The organism is Sphingomonas carotinifaciens (genome assembly GCF_009789535.1).
GTDB lineage: Bacteria > Pseudomonadota > Alphaproteobacteria > Sphingomonadales > Sphingomonadaceae > Sphingomonas > Sphingomonas carotinifaciens.
The window spans coordinates 158,893-181,880 of record NZ_WSUT01000005.1 but is presented as its reverse complement, the minus strand read 5'-3'; the positions used below and the strand labels follow the sequence as shown (position 1 = coordinate 181,880).

The window sequence follows — 22,988 nt, the reverse complement described above, 5'->3', positions numbered from 1 at the left end:
GGGGTGCGGCAAGGCAAAAGGGGCCGGCCATCGCTGGCCGACCCCCCTCCGGATGCCCTCAGGACAGGGATGCCTTAGTGGACGAAGCGCGCCACCACGTCGCGGTAGGAGCGCGAGACCTTCACCTGCGCGCCCGAGTCGAGCACCAGGAAGCATTCACCATTGGTGTGCGGCTTCACCTGCTTGACCAGATCGAGATTGACGATGGTCGAGCGGTGCACGCGCTGGAAGCGGCGCGGATCGAGCCGCTTTTCGAGGTCCTTCATCGTTTCGCGCAGGACCAGCGAATTGTCGCCGGTCTTGATGACCATGTAATCGCCGGCCGCCTCGATCAGTTCGATCGTGTCGACATCGACGCGGAAGATCTGGCCGCGATCCTTGATGTTGATGAGCTTTTCGAACCGGCTGGAGGCATGCTCGCCGCCGGGGCCGTCGGCGGTCAGGTCGGCCGCTGCCTCGGGGGCATGCTCGGCCAGCGCCTCCTTCAGCTTTTCGGTCTCGTTGGCGCCGCGCTTTTCGGCCAGGCGCTGGCGGACGCGGTCGAGCGTGTCACCGAGTCGCGATTCGTCAACCGGCTTCATGAGATAATCGACCGCCTGCGCCTCGAACGCGCGCAGCGCGTGATCGGAATAGGCGGTGCAGAAGACGAAGAGCGGCGGCTCTACCTCCATCAGCCCCTGGACGACCGAAAAGCCGTCGAAACCGGGCATCTGGATGTCGAGAAAGACCAGATCGGGCTTGTGCGTCTTGATCGCGCGGATCGCCTCGCGCCCGTTCATGCATTTCTCGATGATCTCGACGTCGTCGTGCGCCTGGAGGCGAAGCTCCAGTCCCTGGATCGCCAGAGGCTCGTCGTCGACGAGGATGGTACGGATGGTCATGCGGCCTCTCTATTCACAGTCTCGAGCTGGAACGGGATCTCGATATGGACCGAAAACCCGCCAGCGGGCGCGGAGCGCGTCTCGAAGCGGTGGTGCAGGCCATAAGCCTGCGCCAGCCGCTCCCGGATATTGGAGAGCCCCACACCGGTTGAAAGGCTTGGCGAATGCCGCACCTCGTGCAAGCCGGGACCGCTGTCCGATACGCCGATCTGCACCCATTGCCCGGCGAGCCGCACGCTGACCGCGATCTCGGCGCCTTCCTCCTGCGGAGTGACGGCATATTTGATCGCGTTTTCAACAAGCGGCTGGAGGAGCAGCGAGGGCAGGCGGGCGCGTTCGGCGCGGGGATCGATCTCGAAGCTGGGACGCAGGCGTTCCTCGAAGCGCATCTTCTCGATTTCGAGGTACAGCTTCAGCGTTTCCACCTCCTGCGCCACCGTCACATGCGCGGTCGGCTCGTTGGCGAGCGTGTAGCGCAGGAAGGACGACAGCCGGCTGAGCATCGCATTGGCCCGCTCGGTCTGTTTCAGCAGCACCAGCGTGGAGATGGAATTGAGCGTGTTGAACAGGAAATGCGGGTTCAACTGGTAGCGCAGCATCGCCAGTTGCGCGGACGACGCTTGCAGCTCCAGCGCGCGCATCTCGTCCATCTGGTCCTCGACGATCAGGTAATAGTTGATCGCGAAATAGAGTGCGGACCAGCCGGCTAGCACCACCAGGTTCAGGAACAGCGTGCCGAGCAGCAGGACCAGGGTGACGCCGGGTGTGGGTTTGGTGATGAACGAAAAGGAAAAGGCGTTGAGTGAGGCGTATAGGAACGTCGCCGCGCTGAGCGTCGCCAGCGTCAGGAACACGCCCGCGATGCGCGGGATGCGCCGGTAATAGCCATAGAGCGTCGAGAGCAGCAGCGTGATGCAATAGCCCAGGATCGCCTCGATGATGACGGGGATGATCTTTTCGAGCGAGAAGCCGTTCGAGATCGCCACCACGCTGCGCAGGACGAGATAGCCGGTCCACCCGGCCGCCTGCAAAATCCAGAAGGCGCGCGCCTTGTTCTCGAAAAACGGCCGTGCGGACAGCGGCGGACGCGAAGGGGCAGCGAGCGAAGACGTGGCCATTGCAATGCCGGCTCTACACGCACCCGGGCGCCGGTGCAAAAACGGCGAAGGCCGCCGCTCCGGTCAAGGGAGCGACGGCCTTCGGTCAGGCGGTGGCGCGGATCAGAACTCGAAGTGGATCGTACCAATGAAGGTCCGCGGTGCGCCGAAGGTGAAGCGCGGCGTACCGGTCGAACCGTTCGCGACCAGCGGGAATGCGTTGCCTGCCGTCGTCAAGTTGCCGAAATACCGCTCCTTCAGAAGGTTGCTGACGTTCAGCTGAAGGAAGGTGCGGTCCAGACCTGCAAAAGCGAGGTCGATGCGCGCATCCAGATCGACAAGCGTGTAGCCCGCCGACTTCAGGTCGTTCACGTCGGTGACCCAGCGGTCGCCGGTGTGCTTGGCCTGGACGCCGATCGAGACAGGTTGGAAGTCGAACTGCGCACGGCCACCATATTGCCACTTCGGCGTTTCCACGACGAACTTGCCGGCGGTCGGGAGGATCACCGCAGTGGTCAGCGGATCACGAGCGTCCTCCTGGAGACGAGCAATGGTGTAGGAGCCGAAGCCATACAGCGAGAAGTGACGGCTCGGGCGGATACCGATATTTGCATCGACACCATGGCTCTTCACCGCACCCACGTTGCGATCGACGCTGAGCGTCTGGTTGCCTTCGAGCAGGGTCGTGGTCGAAATGATGCGGTTCTTGTACTTGATGTACCAGCCCGCGACCTGAGCCTGGATCAGGCGATCCGTGTAACGCAATCCCAGGTCGAAAGAGTCGGTCTTTTCCGGTTCCACCGCCTGCACCGGGGAGATGGTGACGTCATCGAACCCATAGAGGTTGTCGGTACGCGGTACCGACAGGCCCTTCGAATAGCTGCCGAACATGCTGATTGCGGACGTGAAGTCGTAGGTGAAGCCCACGTTCGGGAGGATCGCATCATAGGTCTTGATGCGATTGGCGTAAGGAGCGCCCAGCGTTACCGACGTGAGGCGCGTGTCTAGCGCCGTGACCTGCGCCGACGTCTGTGAGGTGCAGTACGCGTCGTTTGACTGGCCGCCGATGGTGTAACAATAGTTGGTCAGATTACGGCGGAAGAACGGTACGCGAAGGCCGGCAGCGACCTTGAAGCTGTCCTCGAAGAACGACCCGCGATACTCGCCGGAGATCTGGTGGAGGATGGCGTAGGACAGGCGGTTACGCTTGTTCAGAACATTACCCTGTGCATCCAGGATCGCACCGGGGCCCTCGCCGTCCAGCGCGCTAAACGGACTAAGCGGGCGTCCGTCCCCCCGCAGCAGGCTCGCTTCGCCCGTCTGACGATGACGTGCGCGATCCCAGGTGTAGGCCAGACGAACGAGGTTGTTGTCATCGATCTGATAGCGCACGCCCGCAATCGCCGTGAAGCGCTGCGTCCGCGTGTTCGACGGGAAATAGGCGCGGACGAAATCCCGCAGATCGCCGTCACCATTCAGGTCCACGCCCGTCGCAACGCCGGCGCCCAAGCGCGAATATTGGTAGGAATTGACCCCCGATGCATTTGAGGTGCCGGCTGCGTTGAACGCGGCTGCATCCTGCTCGGCAAAGATGGTCGAACCGCCGCCGTTTGCGCGCGTCCAAGAATAGGCGCCGTCAAACGAGACGAGCAGCTTGTCGCTGATCGTGTAGCGTGAGTTCAGGCGGACGTTGCCGGTGTTCGAAGGATTATAGGCGGTGGTGTAGACGTTGCCGCATGCAGCGCGGTCGTCCTGTACGGCGTTGTTGCCCGCAGTGGCCGAAGCGGAGGGCAGCGAGCAGGTATAATCATAGCGAAAGGCGCTGCTGCGGTCGTCGAACACTTGATCGTATTGGGCGCGATCAAGGTCGATCGTCACAGGCGAAGCGCCGCTGCCTGCGGCAGGCACCGTTGCGGCGGAGAGTACGGTGCGCAGATTTGCCAGACTCGGATTTGAGTAAAAGTAGCTGCGGTTCTGATTGTAGTGTGCCGCAACCGAAATGAAGTCGCCCCGATCGTTCAGCGGCTGGTAGATCTTGCCGTTATATTGCTGCTTGTAGATCGTGCCCGGCCCACGGAATTGGTCATACTTCTGGCTCGACGCAGAAACCCAGGCCTTCGTGCCGAACGATGTGAGTTCACCGGTCTGAAGCAATACGAACGCACGATTCATGTCGTTGGTACCGCGCGAGTAGACACCAGTCGCGCTGAGCTTGTCCGATGGAACGAGCGAGCGATAGTTGATGGTGCCGCCCGCGGCAGCGGCCGTTGGCGAGTCCACGTCGGTCGAGCCGAAGTTGACGTTCACCTGATCGATCAGTTCGGGGTCGAGCTGTTGATTGGAATAGATGGCATAGTTGCCCGAGTCGTTCAGCGGAATGCCGTCGAACGTCAGCGCGATGCGGTTGCCGTCAAAGCCCCGGATACGGATATTGCCGCCCGAAGAGCCGTAGGCGTCGCTGTTGGTGAAGCTGACACCCGGAACTTGGTTCAGCGTGTCGAGGATCGTCTGGCCGGGCGCGCGGCGCTCGATCAGTTCCTGCGTGATGACCGCGCGTGCCTTGGGCGCATCGGGAATCTGCACGCCGCTGATTGTAACCGGGCCGCCATTGCCAGTAACGACGATTTCGGAGCCTTCCTCGGCCTCGACGGTACCCGTCGATTGCGCAAAGGCAGCAGCAGGAATCATGAGCGCAGCAAAGGCAACGCCGCTGCAGAGCATGGTACGCATGGAATAAGTCCCCTTAGAGCCCGGGCTCCGGATCCGCGGCGTCATCGCCGTTAGAGCGGCCCTTGGCGGGCTTTTATTTCTGTTCCATGACAAAGAAAGCCCAAGTGGCGCAGTCTGGCAGACTTTTCGTCGTTGTCTTTGTTGCGTTGCAAAAAAGCCACGGATTGTGGCGTTTGCAAGGCGAATGGAGCCGAATTGATCATTTTGTCAGCCGGTTGCCGCCACCAGCGCGTTCCATTCCGCCTCGTCGATGACCTTGATGCCTAAGTCGCTGGCTTTCTTCAGTTTCGATCCGGCGCCGGGGCCGGCGATCACCAGATCCGTCTTGGCGCTGACCGAGCCGGAGACGCGGGCACCCAGCGCCTCGGCCTGCGCCTTGGCCTCGTCGCGCGACAGGGTCTCCAGCGTACCGGTGAAGACCAGCGTCTTGCCGCTGACATCGGAGGTACGCGTCTGCCACACGATGTCGGCAGGCGTGACCTGCGTCAGCAGATCCTGCACCGCTTGCCTGTTATGCGGCTCCGCAAAGAAATCGACCAGCGCCAGGGCGACTTCGGGGCCGACCTGTTTGGTGTCGACCACGGCGGCGAGCGCCTTGGCGACGCGGGCGAGGTGCTTGTCGTCGGATTCGGCGAGGGCGGGGGGGATGGAGTCGCGCTCGGACAGGGCGCGGGCGATCATGTCGGTGAGGGCGGCCCAGCTGGTCCAGCGACGGGCAAGGTCGCGGGCGGTGACTTCGCCGACGTGGCGGATGCCGAGCGCGAAGAGGAAGCGGTCGAGGGGCGGTGCGCGGCGGGCGTCGATCGCCGCGATCAGATTGCGTGCGGATACCTCCGCCCAGCGCTCGCGGCCGAGGAGCACGTCCTCGGTCAGGCGGAAGATATCCGCGGGCGTCTGGATCAGGCCGTCCCGAAAGAACGCCTCGATCGTGGTGATCCCCATGCCGTCGATGTCGAGCGCATGGCGCGAGACGAAATGGCGGAGCCGCTCGACGCGCTGCGCCGGACAGACAAGGCCGCCCGAACAGCGCCAGTCTACCTCGCCCGGCGCGCGCTCGGCCGCCGATCCGCATTCGGGGCAGTGGGTGGGAAAGGGCCAGGGCGCGCGTGCGTCGTCGCGCGACAGATTCTCGACGATTTGCGGAATGACGTCGCCGGCGCGTTGCAGGACGACGCGGTCGCCGGGATGCACGCCCAGCCGGCCGACCTCGTCGGCATTGTGCAGCGTGGCGTTGGTGACGACGACACCGCCGACCGTCACCGGCTCCAGCCGCGCGACGGGGGTCAGCTTGCCGGTGCGGCCGACCTGGATATCGATCGCGTTCAGCGTGGTCTGCGCGCGTTCGGCGGGGAATTTATGCGCCAGCGCCCAGCGCGGGGCACGCGCGACCTGACCCAGCCGCTGCTGCCAGTCGAGCCGGTCGACCTTGTAGACGACACCGTCGATATCGAAGGGCAGGTCGGCACGCTTCGCCTCGATCATGCGATATCGGGCCAGGGCATCGTCCACCCCTTCGCACCGGGCAAAGTCGTCGGCGACGGGAAAGCCCCAGGCGCGGATCGCCGCCACGACGCCGCCCTGCGTATCGGCGGGCATCGCGCTGACCTCGCCCCAGCCATGCGCCAGGAAGCGCAAAGGGCGGGTGGCGGTGACCGCAGCGTCCTTCTGGCGCAGCGATCCGGCGGCGGCATTGCGCGGGTTGGCGAACTGCCGCGCCTTTTCCGGACTGTCCGCCTCGGCAAGCAGGCGGGCGTTGAGCGCGGCAAAATCGGCCTTGGCCATATAGACCTCGCCGCGAACCTCGAAAATGTCGGGCGCGTCGCCGTGGAAGGTGGCGGGGATGTCGGCGATGGTGCGGACATTGGCGGTGACGTCCTCGCCCGTGGTGCCGTCGCCGCGGGTGAGTGCCTGGACCAGATGGCCACGCTCGTAGCGCAAGGAGCAGGACAGACCGTCGATCTTGGGTTCGGCGGTAAGCGTGACGGGCACGTCCTCCGCCAGCTTCAGATAGCGGCGGACGCGGGCGACGAACTCGGCGACCTCGTCATCGGCAAAGGCATTGTCCAGGCTCATCATCGGCCGGGCATGCGCGACCTTTGCGAGATGGCCGGCAGGCGCGGCGCCGACCCGGCGACTGGGCGAGTCGGCGCGCACCAGATGCGGAAAGGCAGCCTCCAGCGCGGCATTGCGACGGACCAATGCATCATAGTCGGCGTCGGAAATCTCCGGCGCGTCGTCGGTATGATAGAGCCGGTTGTGGTGCGCGATCGTCTGGCTGAGCGATTCGAGCTCGGCGGCGGCCTGAAGATCGGTGGTGGGGAGGGGGGCTTTGGTCACGGATCGGTTGCTAGGCCAGTCGGTGCCCGGCGATCAAGCCGCCAGCCCATCCAGCCAGCCCCATCAACAGGTTCAGGCCGTCTCCAGCAGCCGTTCGGCCTGGGCGCGCGCCTCGTTGGTGATCGTCGCGCCGGACAGCATTCGGGCGATCTCCTCGCGCCGTTCGGCATCCGACAAGGCCCGCACGCCGGTGCGCGTCACCGTGCCGTCATGCGACTTGGCGATCAGCAGATGCGCCGCGCCACGCGCGGCCACCTGCGGGCTGTGGGTGACGACCAGCAACTGGGTGCGCGTCGCCAGCCGGTGCAGCCGCTCACCGATCGCGGAGGCGACCGCGCCCCCGACGCCGCGGTCGATCTCGTCAAAGACCATCGTCGCAGCACCCCCCTCCTCGGCCAGAGCGACCTTCAGCGCGAGGATGAAGCGCGACAATTCGCCGCCGCTGGCGATCTTGACCAGGGGCGCGAAGGGCGCGCCCGGGTTGGTCGCGATCTCGAATTCCACGCGGTCCTTGCCGGCGCCGGACCAGCCGCTTTCCTCCAGCGCCACGACGACGGTGCGGAAACGGGCGGCGTCCAGCTTCAGCGGGGCCAGCTCGCCCTTCACCGCGGCGTCGAGGCGCTGGGCGGCGGCATGGCGTTGCTTGGACAGGGCAGCGGCGGCGCTGTCATAGGCGGTGCGGGCGGACAGGGCGCGCTTTTCCAGCTTGGCGATGCCGCCTTCGCCCGTCTCCAGCCGCTCCAGACGGCCGCGCAGATCGTCGGCAAGTGCTGCCAGGTCGTCGGGCTGGACTCGGTGCTTGCGCGCCATGCCGCGCAGTTCGAACAGCCGCGCCTCGTCATCCTCCAGCGCGCGGGGATCATAGGCGAGCGACAGGCGCGCCTCGGCCAGTCTTTCCTCGGCCACCGACGCCTCGATCACCGCGCGGTCGACCGCGGCCAGCGCGTCGCCCAGCGCCGGGTGATCCTCGGCAACGCGCTCCAGCACGCGGGCGGCCTGACGCAGGCGGGCAAGGCCGCCATCCGATCCTTCCAGATATTCGTCGATCGCCGCCAGTTCGCCGGCGATCTTTTCGGAACGCTGCATGGTGCGACGCTTGTCGGCCAGCGCCTCCTCCTCACCGGGCTCGGGCGCAAGCTTGGTCAGCTCGGCGACCGCATGTTCCAGCCATTCGCGGTCGCGCGCCGCGGTCTCGATCTCGGCACGGGCGGCGTCCAGCTCGGCCTCCGCCGCACGCCATGTCCGCCAGGCGGTGGCGGCGGCGCCGGTATCGATGCGGGCGAAGCTGTCGAGCAGGGCGCGGTGGCCGCGGGGATTGAGCAGGCCGCGATCGTCATGCTGGCCGTGGACCTCGACCAGGAAGGGCGCCATTTCGCGCAGCAGGGCGGCCGATGCCGGCTGGTCGTTGACGAAGCCGCGGCTGCCGCCATCGGCCTTGACGAGGCGGCGGACGAACAGCGGCTCGCCGGGTTCGATCTCAACCCCGGCATCGTCCAGGATCGTGGCGAGGCGGCTGCCGGGCACGGGGGGCTCGAAGGTGGCGGTCACCACCGCCTGCGCCGCGCCGTGGCGGACCAGCCCGCTGTCGCCGCGGCCACCCAGCGCAAGGCCCAGCGCATCGAGCAGGATCGACTTGCCCGCACCGGTCTCCCCGGTCAGCACGCCCAGGCCGAAGCCGAAATCAAGATCGAGCGCCTCGATCAATACCACGTCGCGGATGGACAGCGCAGTCAGCATGACGCGCGATATAGGCGGTTTTCGCGGCCGCCGTTATCCCTTTTGCGCATCCATGGTCACGATTTGTTCGGGGCGGCGCCGAGGCGGGATGGCATCGGTCTGATCCGTTCGTGTCGAGTAGAGATCGAGTAGCTCCGTAGGAGCGTATCGAGAGATCGTATCGAGACGGTGTCACATGCGGCGGCGTGTCTCTCGATACGTCGTCTCGATACGCGGCTTTGCCGCTACTCGACGACTACTCGAGACGAACGGGGGGGCAATCCGGGACGAACGGTGGGAGATCGCTCGGACGTCACCCTTCCGAGATACGGCCCCGCCCCGGCCGGGCGGCGGGGGCGGGGCCGTCGATCAGGTCGATCAGTTGGTGCGGCCGCCGGTATTGGGGCTGCTGTTCGGGCCGACGGTGGAGGGCTGGGTGGCGGGGCCAGTGGTCGGCGTGCCGCTGCCGCTTTCGCCGGGCAGGCCGGTGTTGACCGATCCGGGCGTGCCGTCCGGCACCACCGGCTGGCCGGGGGCGACCGGCGGGAGCGGCTTGGCGGGATGCTGCTCCATCAGGCGATAGGCGCGCTTATACCAGTCGGAACCCGGATAGTTCCTGCCCAGCACGGCCGCGGAGCGCTGTGCCTCGTTCGGGACGCCGAGCGCCAGATAGGTTTCGGTCAGGCGCATCAGCGCCTCTGGCGCGTGGGTCGTCGTCTGATACTGGTCGATCACGGTGCGGAAGCGCATGGAGGCGGCGAGCCACTGGCCGCGCCCCTCGTAGAAGCGGCCGATCTCCATTTCCTTGCCGGCGAGATGGTCGTTGACGAGATCGACCTTCAGGCGGGCATCGGCCGCATAGCGCGTGTTGGGATAGCGGCGCATCAGCTCGCCCAGCGCATCGAGCGCCTGACGGGTGATCTTCTGATCGCGGGTCACGTCGGTGATCTGCTCGTAATAGCTTAGCGCGATCAGGTAATAGGCATAAGGCGCGTCGCGGTTGCCGGGGTGAACCGACAGGAAGCGCTGCGCCGACTGGATCGCCTGCGTGTAATCGCGCGACAGATAATAGCTGAACGCGCTCATCAACTGCGCGCGGCGGGCCCAGATCGAATAGGGATGCTGACGCTCCACCTCGTCGAAGAGCAGCGCCGCTTCCTTGAAGCGTCCCTGGTCCAGCCGATTCTTGGCGGTAGTGTAGAGCGTGCCGACGTCGCGCGCGACATAGGGCAGGTCGGTGCGGGCACGGTTGCGCGCGCAACCGGCGATGGGAAGGGCCAGGGCGGCGATCAGCGCCAGCGACAGCGCTCGGGACTGGGGGATACGCATTGCGGGGATTTCCTTAGCCGAGCGTTGGCGAGCCGAACAGTCCCCTTGCATGACCGCGGGATCAGGGCAATGCGGGGGCCACGTTCCTATCGTCTACCCGCAAAGGATGTTCGCCATGCCGGCTACGCTGCTCCACACCCACCGCGTCGAAAAGCCCTGGGGTCGCCATAGCTTGTACCCCGGTTTCGAGGATGCGCCCGAGGGCGGCGCGCCGATCGGCGAGGTTTGGTTCCAGGAGCCGGGCGACACGACGCCCGACCTGCTGATCAAATATCTGTTCACCAGCGAGAAGCTGTCGGTGCAGGTCCACCCCGACGACGCGCAGGCACAGGCCCGCGGCCTGCCGCGGGGCAAGGACGAGTGCTGGACGATCCTGGCGGCACAGCCCGATTCGACCATCGCGCTCGGCCCCAAGCAGCCGATCAGCAAGGACCAGCTCCGTGCGCACGCGCAGGACGGGTCGATCGAGCAGGATCTGGACTGGGTGCCGGTCAAGGCGGGCGATTTCTACTATGCGCCGTCGGGCACGGTGCATGCGATCGGCGGCGGGCTGACGTTGATCGAGGTGCAGCAGAATTCGGAAACCACCTATCGCCTGTACGATTATGGCAGCGAGCGCGAACTGCACCTGGTCGACGGCGTCGAGGTCGCGCATCTGGAGCCGTACCAGCCGATCACCTCGCCCGGCCCGGTGGGCGAGGGGCGCACCATCCTGGTCGAAGGGCCGAAATTCGTGCTGGAGCGCTGGTCCGCGGGCGAACACGCGGTGACGCTGCCCGAAGGGCGGACCGGCTGGCTGGTGCCGATCACCGGCGCGGGCGAAGTCGCGGGCGTGGCGTTCTCCGCCGGTCAGTGCGTGACCGTGACGGGCAGCGAGACGGTGTCGCTGGGCGAGGGCGGCGATGCGCTGTTCGCCTATCCGGGCACCACGCGGCTGTAATCGGGCGGCATCGGCCCTCCCGACAAGGGGAGGGCCGATGACCGGTCAGAACAGGCCGGGCACCTCGCGTTGTGGGGCCGTCGGCCGGGTCGGGGTCAGCAGGCGGTAGGACGAGGCCGGGAGGCTTCGTGCCGCGGCATTGCCTGAGGTATTGATCGGCGTGCAGGTGCGGCCGGCCAGGAAATCGAGCGCCGCGCGCACCGAAGCCTCCTGCGGATCGCCAAGCGGACGGGACAGGTCGTCCCCCGCCTGGCAGCTTGCCTTCACGAAGCCGGCGAGCCCGGTGTAATATTCCCCCTGGCGGTCTGCATTCTGCGTCGCCAGCGCGACCACGCGCAGGCGATCGTCGCACTCGGCACGGTCCAGCGCGATCTGTCCCACCGGTTTGCCATAGGTGTTCGTCCCGATCAGCGCGGCATTCGCGCGGAAATAGGGAATCGCGGCATTGATCACCAGCTCGCTGGCCGAGGCGGTGCCGCCGGTGCCGATAAAGGCGATGCGGGTGGGCGCGATCGACTCGGGCTGTGGCTGGAACAGGCGCGTGGTGTTGCGGCTCGCCTTGTCGGGGCGGAAGCTGGTGTAGCTTTGCACCTCGCTCGACTGGCGGGCGCCGCCCAGCAGGTCACTGAACAGCTCCGCGGTGTCGATCAGGCCGCCGCCATTGTAGCGCAGGTCGATCACCACGTCCGTGACCCCCTGCTGCTTGAACGTCGCAAAGGCGGCGCGCAGTTGCGGGTCGGCGGTGTTGATGAAGGTCCGCAGGTTCAGATAGCCGACGCGCCGGCCCTCATCGTTGATGATCTGCGTGCCATAGCGCGGCGATACCGGCTGCAGCGCGAAATTGGCCTTGGTCACGCTGATGTCGCGGGTGGTGCCGTTGGCGGCGATGCGCAGCACGCGGGTCGTGCCGGCGGTATCGGGGCCGAGTGCATCCTCCAGCCCGGTCTGCCGGTTGGCGGTAACGATATCCTGAATGCTGCGCACATTGCCGGTGGTGGTGCCGATGCCGACCAGTTCCGCACCGCGGTCGATGCCCGCAGCCAAGCCCGGTCCGCCCTCGAACGCCTCGGCGATCATCAGGCGCGTCCGGCTGGCGTCCAGCGTGAAGCGAAGGCCGAAGCCGGCACTGGCGCCCGACTCGTAATAGGCATTTTCTTCGCGAATTGAGGTGATGTGGGTGAAGTAGCGATCCTTGCTCTGGCTGCGCGCGGTGGCGGTCAGCGCATCGATATAGTCATCGATGGTGGTGTAGGCGCCCGAGTTCAGATTGGCCGGCAGCGTTTCCGGGAACAGATACCATTCGCGCAACTGCTGCGCGGCCCATTCCTGGCGCGCCGCCAGCGAGCAGCCGTTGACGGTCGTACCTGTGGCAGTCCCGCCGGCAGACGTTCCGGCGCCACTGCCGCCGTCGTCGCCGCCGCAGGCCGACAGCATGGCGGCGATCGTGATCGCCGCACCCGATTTCCGAAACTTCATGCAACATATCCCCCGTATGTTGCGGACCACGATATGGCCGCGACCGCATTTTGTCAGGTGCGAACTTGCCTACCCGTGAACGGCCGTACGGCAGGCGCGGTTAACGCTTTGGCGCTAGGATGACGGCGATGCTGCACGTCCTGACCCTGTCATCGCTGTTTCCCGATGCGACCCGGCCGAATTTCGGCATCTTCGTGGAGCGGCAGACGGCCGGGCTGGCGCGGCGAGAGGGCGTGGCGGTGACCGTGGTCGCGCCGATCGGCCTTCCGGTGTGGCCGCTGCGCCGGGGCGCGCGCTTTGCCGCGATGGCGGCCTTGCCACGTGAGGAGATCTGGCGGGGGCTGAGGGTGTACCGGCCGCGCTTCACCACCGTGCCAGGAACGAAGGGACGCTGGCACGTTCGCGCCCTGGTCGCGGCGTTGATCCCGCTGCTCGACCGGCTTCACGGCGAAATGCCGTTCGATGTCATCGACGCATCCTTCTTCTTTCCCGACGGGTCGGCGGCCGTGGCGCTCGGGCGTCGCTACGGCGTGCCGGTGTCGATCAAGGCGCGGGGGGCCGACATCCACCTGTGGGGCCGTGAGGGGGCGACCGCCGGGCAGGTGCTGGCCGCGGCGCGAGGGGCGGACGGCATGCTGGCGGTCAGCGGGGCGATGCGCGACGACATGATCGCGCTGGGCATGCCGGGCGAGCAGATCGCGGTGCATCATACCGGCATCGACCATGACCGCTTCCGCCCGCAGGATCGCAGCGGGGCGAAGCGGGCGGCGGGGGTGACCGGGCCGCTGGTCGTGTCGCTGGGGGCGCTGATCCCGCGCAAGGGGCATGACATCGTGCTGGGTGCGGTGGCGCGGCTGCCCGGCGTCAATGTGTGGATCGCGGGCGAGGGGCCGGAGCGCGCCAGCCTGACCGCGCGGATCGCTTCACTCGGGATTGGCGACCGGGCAAGCTTGCTGGGCGGCGTGGCGCATGACGAGATGCCGCGCCTGCTGGCGATGGCGGATGTGATGGCCCTTGCCTCCTCCTCCGAAGGGCTGGCCAATGCCTGGGTGGAGGCGCTGGCCTGTGGCACGCCGATCGTGATTACCGGGGCCGGCGGGGCGGGGGAGGTGGTGACCGGGCCCACCGCCGGCCGGATCGTCGCGCGCGATGCCGCGGCCTTTGCGGCGGGGATCGCCGCGGTGCTGGCCGATGCGCCCGATCCCGCCGCGGTGCGCGCCAGTGTCGAGGGCTTCAGCTGGAACACCAATGCCGCAACGCTGCACGCGCATCTGGCCGGACTGGTGGCGCGGCGTCAGGCGTCCAGCGGGTAGAGCGCGGCGCCGATCTGGCGACCCTCGCCGCGCAGCACGCCCCAGTCGCGCGCGGCGGTGCGGCTGTTCAGCACCTCCACGTCGATGTTCCGGTCCTCCAGCGCGCGCACCAGCGCCTGGGGCGGACGACGAAGTGTCGCGCCGGTGCCGATCAGGATGAATTCGGGGCGTTCCGCGATCAGCCCCGCCAGCGCCTCGACCGTCAGCGCATCCAGCGGCGGCGGCGCCCAGTCCTCGTGCCAGTCCGGGCTGAGGAGCAGCGCCGGATAGGCGATCTCGCCCACCCGGAAGCCGTTGCCGGAGAAACCGGCCACGATCGGGCCGGGCGCCAAGGGATCGCGGGTGACGCGCATCAGCGCTCCCGCGGGGTAATGCGCTCCGCCTCCGGCACGGGGCGCTTGTCGGTGGTGCCCGGTTTTTCGCGGTTCGGCTCGGCGCGCAGGCCCAGCGTGATGAGCAGCGAGGACGAGACGTAGATCGACGAATAGGTGCCGACCACGATGCCCAGGATCATCGCCGCGGTGAAGCCGCGCAGCACATGGCCGCCCAGCATCAGCAGCGCGAACAGCGCCAGCAGGATGGTGACCGAGGTCATCACCGTGCGGGGCAGCGTTTCGTTGACCGACAGGTTGATGATGTCGCGCATCTCCATCTTGCGATAACGGCGCATGTTCTCGCGGATGCGATCGTCGATGACGATCTTGTCGTTGATCGAATAGCCGATGATGGTCAGGAAGGCGGCGATGATCGTCAGGTCGAGTTCGAACTGCGTGATCGCGAAGAAGCCGAGCGTGACGAGCAGATCGTGGACGATGGCCACGATCGTCGAGATGCCGAACTGCCATTCGAAGCGGAAGATGGCGAACAGGCCGATGCCCAGCACCGCCAGCACGACCGCGAGCAGGCCGTTGCGGATCAACTCGCCGGACACCTTGCCCGACACGGTGTCGTAGCGCGAGAAGGTGGCGCCGGGGAACGCCTTGCCCACGGCGGCTTCCACCTTGCGGACGACGGCGTTGGTCGCACCTTCATCGGTGGAGGAGGGGACGGGCAGGCGGATGGTGACGGTGCGACCGTCGCCCACCGCCTGCAGGTTCGCCTCCCCCACGCCCAGGTCGTCCACCACCGTGCGCAGCCGGTCCATCGACGGCTTGGTGGGGAAGCTTTCCTCGATCATCAGGCCGCCGACGAAATCGACGCCCAGATTGAGGCCCTTGGCAAAGGTGACGCCGACCGCGAGCACGGTCAGCAACAGGGTGAGGCCGAACGCCCAGCCGCGCAGGCGGACGAAATCGATGTTGGTATCGTCGCGGACGAGTTTCAGGAGACGCATGGGTTCTTCTCCCGCCTCAAATGTTGATCGTCTTGGGCTTGGTGCGGCGGAGCCACAAAGCCACAAGCATGCGGGTGAAGGTGACGGCGGTGAACACGCTGGTGACGATGCCGATCAGCAGCACGACCGCGAAGCCCTTGACCGGGCCGGAGCCCAGCATCAGCATGATCACGCCCGAGATGGCGTGGGTCGTGTTCGCCTCGAAGATCGTGCGGCTGGCCTCCTTGTAGCCCAGCTCGACGGCCTGCACGACGTTGCGCCCGCGTCGTCGTTCCTCGCGAATACGCTCGTTGATCAGCACGTTGGCGTCGACCGCGGTGCCGATGGTCAACACAAAGCCGGCAATGCCGGGCAGGGTCAGCGTCGCGCCGATCATCGCCATCACCGCCAGGATGATGAGGACGTTGATGACCACCGCCAGGTTCGCATAGAAACCGAAGCGACCATAGGTCACCAGCATGAAGATGACGACCGCGACCACCGCGACGATCGAGGCGAGCACGCCCGCGCGGATCGAGTCGTTGCCCAGTTCGGCGCCGACGGTGCGCTCCTCGATCACCTTGAGCGCGATCGGCAGCTTGCCCGAGCGCAGCGCGATGGCGAGCTCGTTCGCGGTCTGCACGGTGAAATTGCCCGAGATCGACGCGCGACCACCCAGGATCGGCTCGTTGATGTTGGGCGCGGAAATCACCTTGTTGTCGAGGATGATCGCGAACGGTTTGTTCGTGTTTTCCTGCGTCACGCGGGCGAACTTGCGGCCGCCCTGGCTGTCGAAGGTGATCGCCACCTGCGGCGCGTTGGTCTGCTGGTCGAAGGTCTGTTGCGCATCGACCAACTGGTCGCCGGAGATGATGACGGGCCGCGTGACCGCGATCACCGGCACGCCCAGCGGATTGTCGGGATAGGGCAGGATCTGGCTGCCCGGAGGCGCATTGCCCTTGAGCAGCTCGGCCGGGTTCGCGGTCGTGTCGACCAGCTTGAACTCCAGCCGCGCGGTCTTGCCGAGCAGGTCCTTCAGCGCCTGCGGATCCTGAAGACCCGGCACCTGCACGACGATGCGGTTGGCGCCCTGACGCACGATCGTCGGTTCGCGCGTACCCAGTTCGTCGATACGGCGACGCACGACCTCGGTCGCGTCGCCCATCGCGGTGTTGACCGCCTGGTTGAGCCCGGCCTGGGTCGGCTTCAGCACGAAGCGGCTGGTGTCGACCACCTGGATATCCCATTCACGCTGGCCGGTCATGCCCGCCCCGCCGCCGGTGATCGCCAGCAGGCGCTCGCGCGCGGCATCGACCTGGGACGCGTCGCGCAGCATGAAGCTGAGCTGCCCGCCGCGGGTCGAGATGTCGCCGATCGCGATGCGCGGATTCTGGCGACGCATCTCGGTCGCCACCTGGTCGCGCATCGTCTCCAGCCGCGAATTGGCTAGATCCTGCGTGTCGGCCTCCAGCAGCAGATAGCTGCCGCCGGCAAGGTCGAGTCCGAAATTGACCTTAGGATGCGGGAACGCGCCCCACCCGTTGGTGATGCGCTCGGGCAGGAAGCTCGGAATGGAAAGCGCGCACAGGACCGCGATCAGGGCGACGATCGAGGCGACCTTCCAGCGGGGGAAGTCCAGCATGGGATCAGTCGTTCGCGGGCTTGGCGAGCGGATTCGCGACGTCGGTCAGCGTCGCCTTGACCACGCGGACGCGGACATTGGGGGCGATCTCCACCTCGACCAGCTTGTCCTCGACGCGGGTCACCCGGCCGACGATGCCGCCGGCGGTGGTGACCGAATCGCCCTTCTTCACGCCCTCCACGGCCGCCTGAAGCTGCTTCATCCGGCGCTGCTGCGGGCGGATCATCAGGAAATAGAAGACAACAAAGACGAGGAGCAGCGGTGCAAGGCTGAGGAACGAGGCGAACCCGCCCGGTGACGCGGCGCCGGCGGCGCCCTGTGCAAATGCGGTGGAAATGAACATCGGACCCGTTCGTGACTGGTAGGCATGGACGTCGCGAAACGGCCAGGCGATTAAGCGGTGCCCGCTACCATTGCCGGGGCAAACGCGCAATGGACGGCCGCATAAGCGGGGCATCCCGGCGACGGTTGCAGCTGTCCCACACGCTTGGGGCTTGCGTTGCACGCAAACTGGGCCTAGAGGCGCCGGCTCTGGTCGGGGCGTAGCGCAGCCTGGTAGCGCATCACACTGGGGGTGTGGGGGTCGCAGGTTCGAATCCTGTCGCCCCGACCAATCTTACCGAGCCGCAGCGATGACCGTGCGGGGCGGTCGGCAAGGTCCAAGGACCTGGCTCCTTAGCACTATAAATTCTCATCCGCCGGATGCGAATGCTTGGCTTGATCGTCAGGCAACGGGATCGTCCGTGACTTGTCTTGTTCCTCGTTCAGTAAAGGGGGGGCGAGTTGTTATCCCGGCGCGTACCGTGTTCTTAAATGCATCGCTTACGCCTGCGCAGCGATAGATGCCTTCCGCTCAAACCTGGCGGCACAAGCCAGTGTACGGAAGGAAGCAATCATTCATGAACATGCATGTGTCGGTGAATATCGCGGCGTCGACTTCTGCTCGGGATTTGTGGTATAAGGCCCTTGCCGAGCAGGAAGCGGCAAAGCAGGCCCTCGAGCACTATAATTCTGCAATTTATGATCCCATATATGAGGAAATCGAACGCATATCTCCACGCCCGGATCTCTGCTTCGAGATCGAGGCGCTGAATGGTCAGATCACTCAGTATCGTGTCGATCCAACGAATTTGCACGCTTGGGATGATCATTGGTCTCCGGTTTTCCGGCGAAAAGCGGCAGAGGTCAGGGACGCTTGGCTGGCGTATCGACGTGATAGTGAGCGATTGGGCGCTGACGCCGCCGGTTTGGAGAGCGATCGACTCTGTGACGTTCAGTGCGCGATCGAGAATGGTCTGATCCAGACGCCTGCGCCAGATTGCCCCGCACTGCTTTGGAAGTTGGAAAAACTGTTCGGCCCGGAAGCGCGCGATGAAGACGATTACGCTCCGGCTTGGTGTGCCGAGTGGATAAATGTCGTGATGAACGACGCGCGTCGCTTTCTTGCTGCGAGCATGAGCGTCCAGGTGGTCGAGCACAGTGCCTGTTCCAGGGGGTAAGCGACGGCTGGCTTTGTCAAATGCATCGCTTCCGCGTGGCACCGGCATTGCTTGGCCGATGACCGAAATCTTGGAACCAGTGTCCGATCAGGTGCTAAAAAGCCCCGGAAGTCCGAAGACATCCGAGGCTTTTTGAAGTGGTGGGCGTGGCAAGGATTGAACTTGCGACCCCTGCGATGTCAACGAAGATGGGATGACCTAAGTCATTGATTTTACTTCGTTCGAACGTGCGAATGCAAGAGAACGAGACGAGAACAGGCCGTGAATGACGGTTCTTTTCACGCAAAACACACGCAAGTCGAATTTTGAGCCAGTATCTTCCTAAATCAGTAACTTATGCACTCGCCCGATGCTGGACCTCGTTGGTGAATGTGGCCCGAGCTGCCAGCAGCGCGGTCAAGGATATAGGGCAAATGAGGGGTGCAGCGAAGCTGCTGACCAAAGGAAAAAGTCAGGCGGCCTGATCCGGACCCGCGACGGGCCGGTGATCCTCTCGCCGAAAGTACCCAAGATGTTGACGTCCCCGATCGAGCCGTCGCTCGATCCCTCGTTGCGTGTCCTGTCGCTGCCCCTCGCCGCCATTAACGAGGCACCCCTGCCGATCGGCGCGTTGGCCGGCCTGCCTGCCGGAGCACTGGACATCGCCTCGGCCAATCTCCTGATGGCAGCGACGCCGTGCGACGCGCCGCTGTTCGACGCGAATGTGGAGGCAGCCTGCGCCCGCTTCAAACGTGACGTCATGCTGGTACGGACCGGGCTGTTTCCGGAAACCATGAACCCCGTCACGGTCGACATCGCACTGGTCGGGCCCGACGGGCCGTTCACGATGAAGGGCCTCACCTTCATGCGGAAATGCGACGGCGGCCTGTGGCTGGTGCCAGGCCAGGCTGGCGCGTTCGTCGAGATCAGTAGCAAAGGGCTGGCGCTACACACGGCACCGCCATTCGTCACTTGGGATGAGCGTTGCGACGGGGTCTGTCGTGCGGCGGGCGAGATCGTCTGCATCGTGACCGGCCGGCGAGGCCGCTGACATGGCTACGCGCAAGCCCCGCAAGCTGCCAAGCAAGCCGACGCCCACCGACGTCGATCCGCAGAGCTGGCTCTACCTCAACCCAGCCGGGCCTTCTCCGTCGGGCACCGTCTTCGCCGTCCTGCGCCGTGCCTATGCCGGTCGGATCAATAGTGCGCTGGAGTTCGGCTATCGCAAGGCGCATCTCGGTCCCGCCAACGCGAGTGCAGACACCACTGTCTGGTCGCCGAATGTCGAGCGGATCGAGGTGCTTCTCCCCGCGGGAGCCGACGATGGACTTGCCGATCCGGCAACCCTCCTGGGTCAAATGGACGCGCATGCCGTCGAGCGCGAGAAGGCGTTGCTCACCTACCTGACGCTGCCGCTGGGCGACGTCGACCGGGTGCATATCGGCTGGGAACGCGCACGCGCCTTCCTGCGCGAACGGTTCGCTCGCGACCGCGATCTCGCATCGGTCCTGATCCTGCATGCGCCGGGGACGATCAACGCGGCCTTCCCGCTGCATGCGCACGCCCTGATCGTTCCAAGGCGCGTTACAGGCCTCGGCATCCGGCAGGGCCTGTATGACGAGGATATGATCCATGATCGCGGACAGGCGATCATCGAGGCGATGTGGGCCGACCACCTGGCGAGCTTCAGGTGACCGGCTTGCAGGACGAAGCCCACGCCGCGCTGGTCGATCTTGCCGGCCGGATCATGCTGACCCACGATATCGATTCGGACCACGCCATGCGCCTGCTCAGCATCGACAGGGCTGAGGCGGAGGATATGATCCATCTCGGTCGACTGTGGTCGCCCGTAGGTGTTGTTCGCGCAGAGCGACTGCGGCTGTTCATCAACATTCTCATACGCCTGGAATGGCGCCTCAATCACGACAGCCGCGCGATCCGCCATGCCATGAACCTACCGCTCGATGCGTTGGGCGGAGCAGCACCCGCTGACCGATTTGGCGGCAGCCTGGAGGACCTGCGCGAACTGCGCAGTGCGATCGACACTGTCGCCGCGCCCACAATTAAATGGTGGCGGGTCGGTCACTGACCGCCCGCCTTGATGGGGAGGGGGTGAATGCGATCCCGGATTTCAAGATGAAAAAAGGAGCAAGTGACCATGACTCAAGACGACGACGCCATCCTCCAGGCTCACACCGTCGCAGCGACCCGGCTTCTGCTCGGCAAGCACAAAATGCGACACGGCGTCGTCGTCACTGGTGGCAAAGAACTCGATTTCGAAGGTCGGACGGAGATGGCTCATGCTGTGCTGCGATCGAACCTCGACATGGTCGCGCTGGAGTTCGGCACCACGGCAAACGGTCAATTCGGCCGGACGGGCATCACGATCTACCTGCCACGCGACGGTTTCTGCCGCGTCTACGCCAACTGCAACCTTTGGCTGAGCAAGGCGGGAAACCGCGCTGTGATCCTGCCGCAGCCGAAATCGCGCGGCCACTTCCGCTTGTCTCCACGCGAACTGATTCACATCGACGGCAAGCCGACCGACGATACGGCCGATGGCGTTCAGCGAGCCGACGCTTGGCTGATGCGTCGAATGGGGACGAAGTTTGCCGAACCGGCGAACGCAAACTTTATTAACCTTCGTGAAGTGGCGTGATTGTCTTATCTGCCCCAGGCGGTGCGTCGGAAACCTGCGTCGAGCTAAATGGCATCGACCGCGCCTCCATCAAGGTCAGCGGTTCGCTGGCGGGCACAAGGAAGCTAGACCGCACGGATACCGGATTGGTTTAAAATCCGAGAAATCACTTGACCCGAGATCAGTGATTCGGGAATGTGCTTGCGATCAGGTATAAGGGCAGACATGGTTCCGTTTCAGCAGCTTCTCGACGACGCGTTTCCGCCCAGCACCGACAGAGCGCTGATGCGTTCGGTGTCTCAAGCGGTCGCACTGGCCAGCGATGTGATGGAAAACGAACTATTCCTCAAGTCGCTGATCGGCATGGATATCAGGGGGCATATCCGCCGCGCCGCCGTCCTGTTCAGCGTGCACGAGGCCTGTAAATCTGGCGACCTGCCATTCGAGTCGGAGATGACGAGGATGCCGCTGGGTGGTGGGCATTGGGTCGAGCTGCGGTCTGGGCAGTTCCGCGCCCATGTATGCAGGACGGATGGCCCCGTGGCCTTCCCGGAAGAGACGCCCACTCGCCAGGATCAGCGACTCAGCAATCAGCTTGAATTGTTCGATAGGAATCCTGTCGTCGTGCCGCTCCACGGTGCGTTGACGCAGGAAATGTATGCTTGGCTGACCTTCGGCGCCAATGGTTCCGACCTCACTCATTTGTGCTGGGGCATGCCCGAGGCCGGGCGGAACAGCTGGCTTGCACGGGCAAACGTGCTCAGCCGCTTGGGTCCGATTGAGGTGGTGCCAGTCGACGTGCCAACATCGGGCCTCGTGCTTCGCTTTCGCGACCACATCGAGGAAGCGTTGCGCAAGAACGACCATGAGTCCAATCTCAACATCAAATCCTGACTACAGGTAGCGGGATGAGCAACGATCGTGGTGCTCCGGCCTCGGCCGGAGCTAAACCGATTCCGGAACGGATCAGAGAAGCACGAGAGGCACGCGGGTTCACCGGTGAGGCGTTCGCAGACGCAATTGGCGTCAGTCGACAGGCCGTCGCTCAGTTCGAGACCGGCCAAGCGTCCCCGAGCGGCGAGACTATGAGTAGAATCATCGGCGAGACCGGTCAGCCGATCTCGTTCTTCACCAGCCTGCCGTCGCGCGCTGGCGAGCCGCGGTCGCCGTTCTTCCGCAGTCTTAAGCGGATGGAGCAGCACCATCGCCGTCGAATTGTCCGGCGCATGCAATGGGCGGGGGATATCGGCACCCTACTCGAACGCTTCATCGCCTTACCGGACGTGAACTTTCCGGGCTTCGAGTTCGATGCCGAGCACGGCGACGAAGACGACATCGAATGTGCTGCCGAGAGGCTTCGCGATCACTGGGGTCTCGGCCGTGGCCCCATCCGCAATCTCGGCGCCACCATCGAGGCGAACGGGATTCTGTTGGTGCGCGAACCGGTCTGCTGTCAGGACATGGACGCCGTTAGCTGCTGGATCGGCGGTCGGCCCATCGTCCTAATGTCCGAGGAGGTCGTCGGGGGACCACGCGACTTGTTCAACCTTGCGCACGAACTTGGTCACTTGGTGCTCCATCCCGACATAGAGGTCACCAGTTCGAATCTCGACATGATCGAGAAACAGGCAAATCGGTTTGCTAGCGCGTTCCTGCTTCCACGCGAGACCTTCAGCCGCGAAGTACTCGGCAGCTCGATTGCCTACTTTAAAGCGTTGAAGGCACGCTGGGGTGTGTCGATAGCATCGATGGCATATCGCAGCCGAGATCTTGGAATTCTGTCCGAAAACCAATTTTCCTACCTTTTCCGGCAGATGAACAGTCTTCGAATCCGCAAAGTCGAGCCGCTCGACGACGCTTTCCCGGTCAACAGGCCGACGATGCTTGCCGAGGGCCTGCGGATGCTGGTTGAGCATGGAGTCTACACGCGTGCACAGATCGAGGCTGCTCTTGGATTGAACCTGCGCGACGTCGAAGGACTAGCGGGACTGACGGAGGGATATTTAGACCAGCGAGTGGTGCCTATCCGGCTGAAGGGCAACTTCACACCAGATGTTCGCGTAGACGATGCATGAGGCTAATCACGTAGTAAACAGTCA

Annotated in this window: 20 protein-coding genes and 1 tRNA gene; 10 read left to right on the top strand and 11 right to left on the bottom strand. The window is 65.0% G+C overall.

The window, feature by feature from the left end; all coding sequences use genetic code 11:
- Positions 1–74: 74 nt before the first annotated feature.
- The 6 genes from GQR91_RS02870 to GQR91_RS02845 form a co-directional block, all read right to left on the bottom strand.
- On the bottom strand, positions 75–881 hold the full coding sequence (locus GQR91_RS02870; protein WP_112381389.1) for a LytR/AlgR family response regulator transcription factor: 807 nt from the start codon (positions 879–881) through the stop codon (positions 75–77).
- Positions 878–1,999: a sensor histidine kinase gene (locus GQR91_RS02865; RefSeq protein WP_112381388.1), complete on the bottom strand. Its 1,122-nt coding sequence runs from the start codon at positions 1,997–1,999 to the stop codon at positions 878–880. Before GQR91_RS02865 ends, GQR91_RS02870 begins: the two co-directional genes overlap by 4 nt.
- Before the next feature lie 102 nt (positions 2,000–2,101).
- Entirely contained in the window at positions 2,102–4,708 is a 2,607-nt protein-coding gene (locus tag GQR91_RS02860) for a TonB-dependent receptor (protein ID WP_149681088.1), read from the bottom strand.
- Between the two features lie 207 nt (positions 4,709–4,915).
- The gene (gene ligA / locus GQR91_RS02855) at positions 4,916–7,045 is read right to left on the bottom strand and encodes an NAD-dependent DNA ligase LigA (protein WP_149681087.1); all 2,130 of its coding nucleotides are present in this window, start codon (positions 7,043–7,045) and stop codon (positions 4,916–4,918) included.
- A gap of 72 nt (positions 7,046–7,117) precedes the next feature.
- Positions 7,118–8,782 carry a DNA repair protein RecN gene (gene recN / locus GQR91_RS02850; protein ID WP_149681086.1) on the bottom strand — a complete coding sequence of 555 codons (1,665 nt, stop codon included), beginning with the start codon at positions 8,780–8,782 and terminating at the stop codon, positions 7,118–7,120.
- A gap of 357 nt (positions 8,783–9,139) precedes the next feature.
- Positions 9,140–10,090, bottom strand: a complete 951-nt coding sequence (locus GQR91_RS02845; protein ID WP_112381384.1) for an outer membrane protein assembly factor BamD — start codon at positions 10,088–10,090, stop codon at positions 9,140–9,142.
- A 115-nt stretch (positions 10,091–10,205) separates the two neighbouring features.
- Here GQR91_RS02845 and GQR91_RS02840 point away from each other — a divergent pair, with 115 nt between their 5' ends.
- Positions 10,206–11,030 (top strand): class I mannose-6-phosphate isomerase, encoded by an 825-nt coding sequence (locus tag GQR91_RS02840; RefSeq protein ID WP_149681085.1) that lies wholly within the window; start codon positions 10,206–10,208, stop codon positions 11,028–11,030.
- Between the two features lie 45 nt (positions 11,031–11,075).
- Here GQR91_RS02840 and GQR91_RS02835 read toward each other — a convergent pair whose 3' ends face one another.
- Positions 11,076–12,506 carry a S41 family peptidase gene (locus GQR91_RS02835; protein WP_174236581.1) on the bottom strand — a complete coding sequence of 477 codons (1,431 nt, stop codon included), beginning with the start codon at positions 12,504–12,506 and terminating at the stop codon, positions 11,076–11,078.
- 128 nt (positions 12,507–12,634) lie between these two features.
- Here GQR91_RS02835 and GQR91_RS02830 point away from each other — a divergent pair, with 128 nt between their 5' ends.
- Entirely contained in the window at positions 12,635–13,819 is a 1,185-nt protein-coding gene (locus GQR91_RS02830) for a glycosyltransferase (RefSeq protein WP_149681084.1), read from the top strand.
- On the opposite strand, the gene GQR91_RS02825 is transcribed toward GQR91_RS02830, so the two are convergent.
- From GQR91_RS02825 to yajC, 4 genes are read right to left on the bottom strand one after another with little or no spacing between them, the layout of a single operon-like run.
- A complete protein-coding gene (locus tag GQR91_RS02825; protein ID WP_149681083.1) occupies positions 13,801–14,172 on the bottom strand; it encodes an Mth938-like domain-containing protein in 372 nt (123 codons plus the stop codon). The genes GQR91_RS02830 and GQR91_RS02825 overlap by 19 nt on opposite strands.
- On the bottom strand, positions 14,172–15,152 hold the full coding sequence (secF, locus tag GQR91_RS02820; RefSeq protein WP_149681082.1) for a protein translocase subunit SecF: 981 nt from the start codon (positions 15,150–15,152) through the stop codon (positions 14,172–14,174). The genes GQR91_RS02825 and secF overlap by 1 nt, the downstream gene beginning before the upstream one ends.
- Positions 15,153–15,168: 16 nt before the next feature.
- Positions 15,169–16,773 carry a protein translocase subunit SecD gene (gene secD, locus GQR91_RS02815; protein ID WP_112381381.1) on the bottom strand — a complete coding sequence of 535 codons (1,605 nt, stop codon included), beginning with the start codon at positions 16,771–16,773 and terminating at the stop codon, positions 15,169–15,171.
- Positions 16,774–16,777: 4 nt separating this feature from the next.
- Complete coding sequence (gene yajC / locus GQR91_RS02810) at positions 16,778–17,116, bottom strand: preprotein translocase subunit YajC (RefSeq protein WP_160146726.1); 339 nt, start codon at positions 17,114–17,116, stop codon at positions 16,778–16,780.
- Positions 17,117–17,309: 193 nt separating this feature from the next.
- On the opposite strand from yajC, the gene GQR91_RS02805 reads away from it, so the two are divergent.
- From GQR91_RS02805 to GQR91_RS02770, 8 genes are all read left to right on the top strand, one after another.
- Positions 17,310–17,386, top strand: a tRNA-Pro gene (locus GQR91_RS02805).
- Positions 17,387–17,672: 286 nt separating this feature from the next.
- A complete protein-coding gene (locus tag GQR91_RS02800) occupies positions 17,673–18,272 on the top strand; it encodes a hypothetical protein (protein ID WP_149681080.1) in 600 nt (199 codons plus the stop codon).
- 349 nt (positions 18,273–18,621) lie between these two features.
- Positions 18,622–19,302 carry a hypothetical protein gene (locus GQR91_RS02795; protein WP_149681079.1) on the top strand — a complete coding sequence of 227 codons (681 nt, stop codon included), beginning with the start codon at positions 18,622–18,624 and terminating at the stop codon, positions 19,300–19,302.
- A gap of 1 nt (position 19,303) precedes the next feature.
- Positions 19,304–19,945 (top strand): hypothetical protein, encoded by a 642-nt coding sequence (locus GQR91_RS02790; RefSeq protein WP_149681078.1) that lies wholly within the window; start codon positions 19,304–19,306, stop codon positions 19,943–19,945.
- Positions 19,942–20,340, top strand: a complete 399-nt coding sequence (locus GQR91_RS02785) for a hypothetical protein (RefSeq protein WP_149681077.1) — start codon at positions 19,942–19,944, stop codon at positions 20,338–20,340. Before GQR91_RS02790 ends, GQR91_RS02785 begins: the two co-directional genes overlap by 4 nt.
- 69 nt (positions 20,341–20,409) lie before the next feature.
- A complete protein-coding gene (locus tag GQR91_RS02780; protein WP_149681076.1) occupies positions 20,410–20,910 on the top strand; it encodes a hypothetical protein in 501 nt (166 codons plus the stop codon).
- 204 nt (positions 20,911–21,114) lie between these two features.
- Positions 21,115–21,783 carry a hypothetical protein gene (locus GQR91_RS02775; RefSeq protein WP_149681075.1) on the top strand — a complete coding sequence of 223 codons (669 nt, stop codon included), beginning with the start codon at positions 21,115–21,117 and terminating at the stop codon, positions 21,781–21,783.
- Between the two features lie 14 nt (positions 21,784–21,797).
- Positions 21,798–22,964, top strand: a complete 1,167-nt coding sequence (locus tag GQR91_RS02770; RefSeq protein ID WP_149681074.1) for a helix-turn-helix domain-containing protein — start codon at positions 21,798–21,800, stop codon at positions 22,962–22,964.
- Positions 22,965–22,988: the final 24 nt, after the last annotated feature.

What these genes read in the sequence shown, in the direction of transcription:
- GQR91_RS02870 (WP_112381389.1), bottom strand. Translation starts at nt 881, where the DNA reads ATGACCATCCGTACCATCCTCGTCGACGACGAGCCTCTGGCGATCCAG.
- GQR91_RS02865 (WP_112381388.1), bottom strand. Translation starts at nt 1,999, where the DNA reads ATGGCCACGTCTTCGCTCGCTGCCCCTTCGCGTCCGCCGCTGTCCGCA.
- GQR91_RS02860 (WP_149681088.1), bottom strand. Translation starts at nt 4,708, where the DNA reads ATGCGTACCATGCTCTGCAGCGGCGTTGCCTTTGCTGCGCTCATGATT.
- recN (WP_149681086.1), bottom strand. Translation starts at nt 8,782, where the DNA reads ATGCTGACTGCGCTGTCCATCCGCGACGTGGTATTGATCGAGGCGCTC.
- GQR91_RS02845 (WP_112381384.1), bottom strand. Translation starts at nt 10,090, where the DNA reads ATGCGTATCCCCCAGTCCCGAGCGCTGTCGCTGGCGCTGATCGCCGCC.
- GQR91_RS02840 (WP_149681085.1), top strand. Translation starts at nt 10,206, where the DNA reads ATGCCGGCTACGCTGCTCCACACCCACCGCGTCGAAAAGCCCTGGGGT.
- GQR91_RS02835 (WP_174236581.1), bottom strand. Translation starts at nt 12,506, where the DNA reads ATGAAGTTTCGGAAATCGGGTGCGGCGATCACGATCGCCGCCATGCTG.
- GQR91_RS02830 (WP_149681084.1), top strand. Translation starts at nt 12,635, where the DNA reads ATGCTGCACGTCCTGACCCTGTCATCGCTGTTTCCCGATGCGACCCGG.
- GQR91_RS02825 (WP_149681083.1), bottom strand. Translation starts at nt 14,172, where the DNA reads ATGCGCGTCACCCGCGATCCCTTGGCGCCCGGCCCGATCGTGGCCGGT.
- secF (WP_149681082.1), bottom strand. Translation starts at nt 15,152, where the DNA reads ATGCGTCTCCTGAAACTCGTCCGCGACGATACCAACATCGATTTCGTC.
- secD (WP_112381381.1), bottom strand. Translation starts at nt 16,773, where the DNA reads ATGCTGGACTTCCCCCGCTGGAAGGTCGCCTCGATCGTCGCCCTGATC.
- yajC (WP_160146726.1), bottom strand. Translation starts at nt 17,116, where the DNA reads ATGTTCATTTCCACCGCATTTGCACAGGGCGCCGCCGGCGCCGCGTCA.
- GQR91_RS02800 (WP_149681080.1), top strand. Translation starts at nt 17,673, where the DNA reads ATGAACATGCATGTGTCGGTGAATATCGCGGCGTCGACTTCTGCTCGG.
- GQR91_RS02795 (WP_149681079.1), top strand. Translation starts at nt 18,622, where the DNA reads ATGCTGGACCTCGTTGGTGAATGTGGCCCGAGCTGCCAGCAGCGCGGT.
- GQR91_RS02790 (WP_149681078.1), top strand. Translation starts at nt 19,304, where the DNA reads ATGGCTACGCGCAAGCCCCGCAAGCTGCCAAGCAAGCCGACGCCCACC.
- GQR91_RS02780 (WP_149681076.1), top strand. Translation starts at nt 20,410, where the DNA reads ATGACTCAAGACGACGACGCCATCCTCCAGGCTCACACCGTCGCAGCG.
- GQR91_RS02775 (WP_149681075.1), top strand. Translation starts at nt 21,115, where the DNA reads ATGGTTCCGTTTCAGCAGCTTCTCGACGACGCGTTTCCGCCCAGCACC.
- GQR91_RS02770 (WP_149681074.1), top strand. Translation starts at nt 21,798, where the DNA reads ATGAGCAACGATCGTGGTGCTCCGGCCTCGGCCGGAGCTAAACCGATT.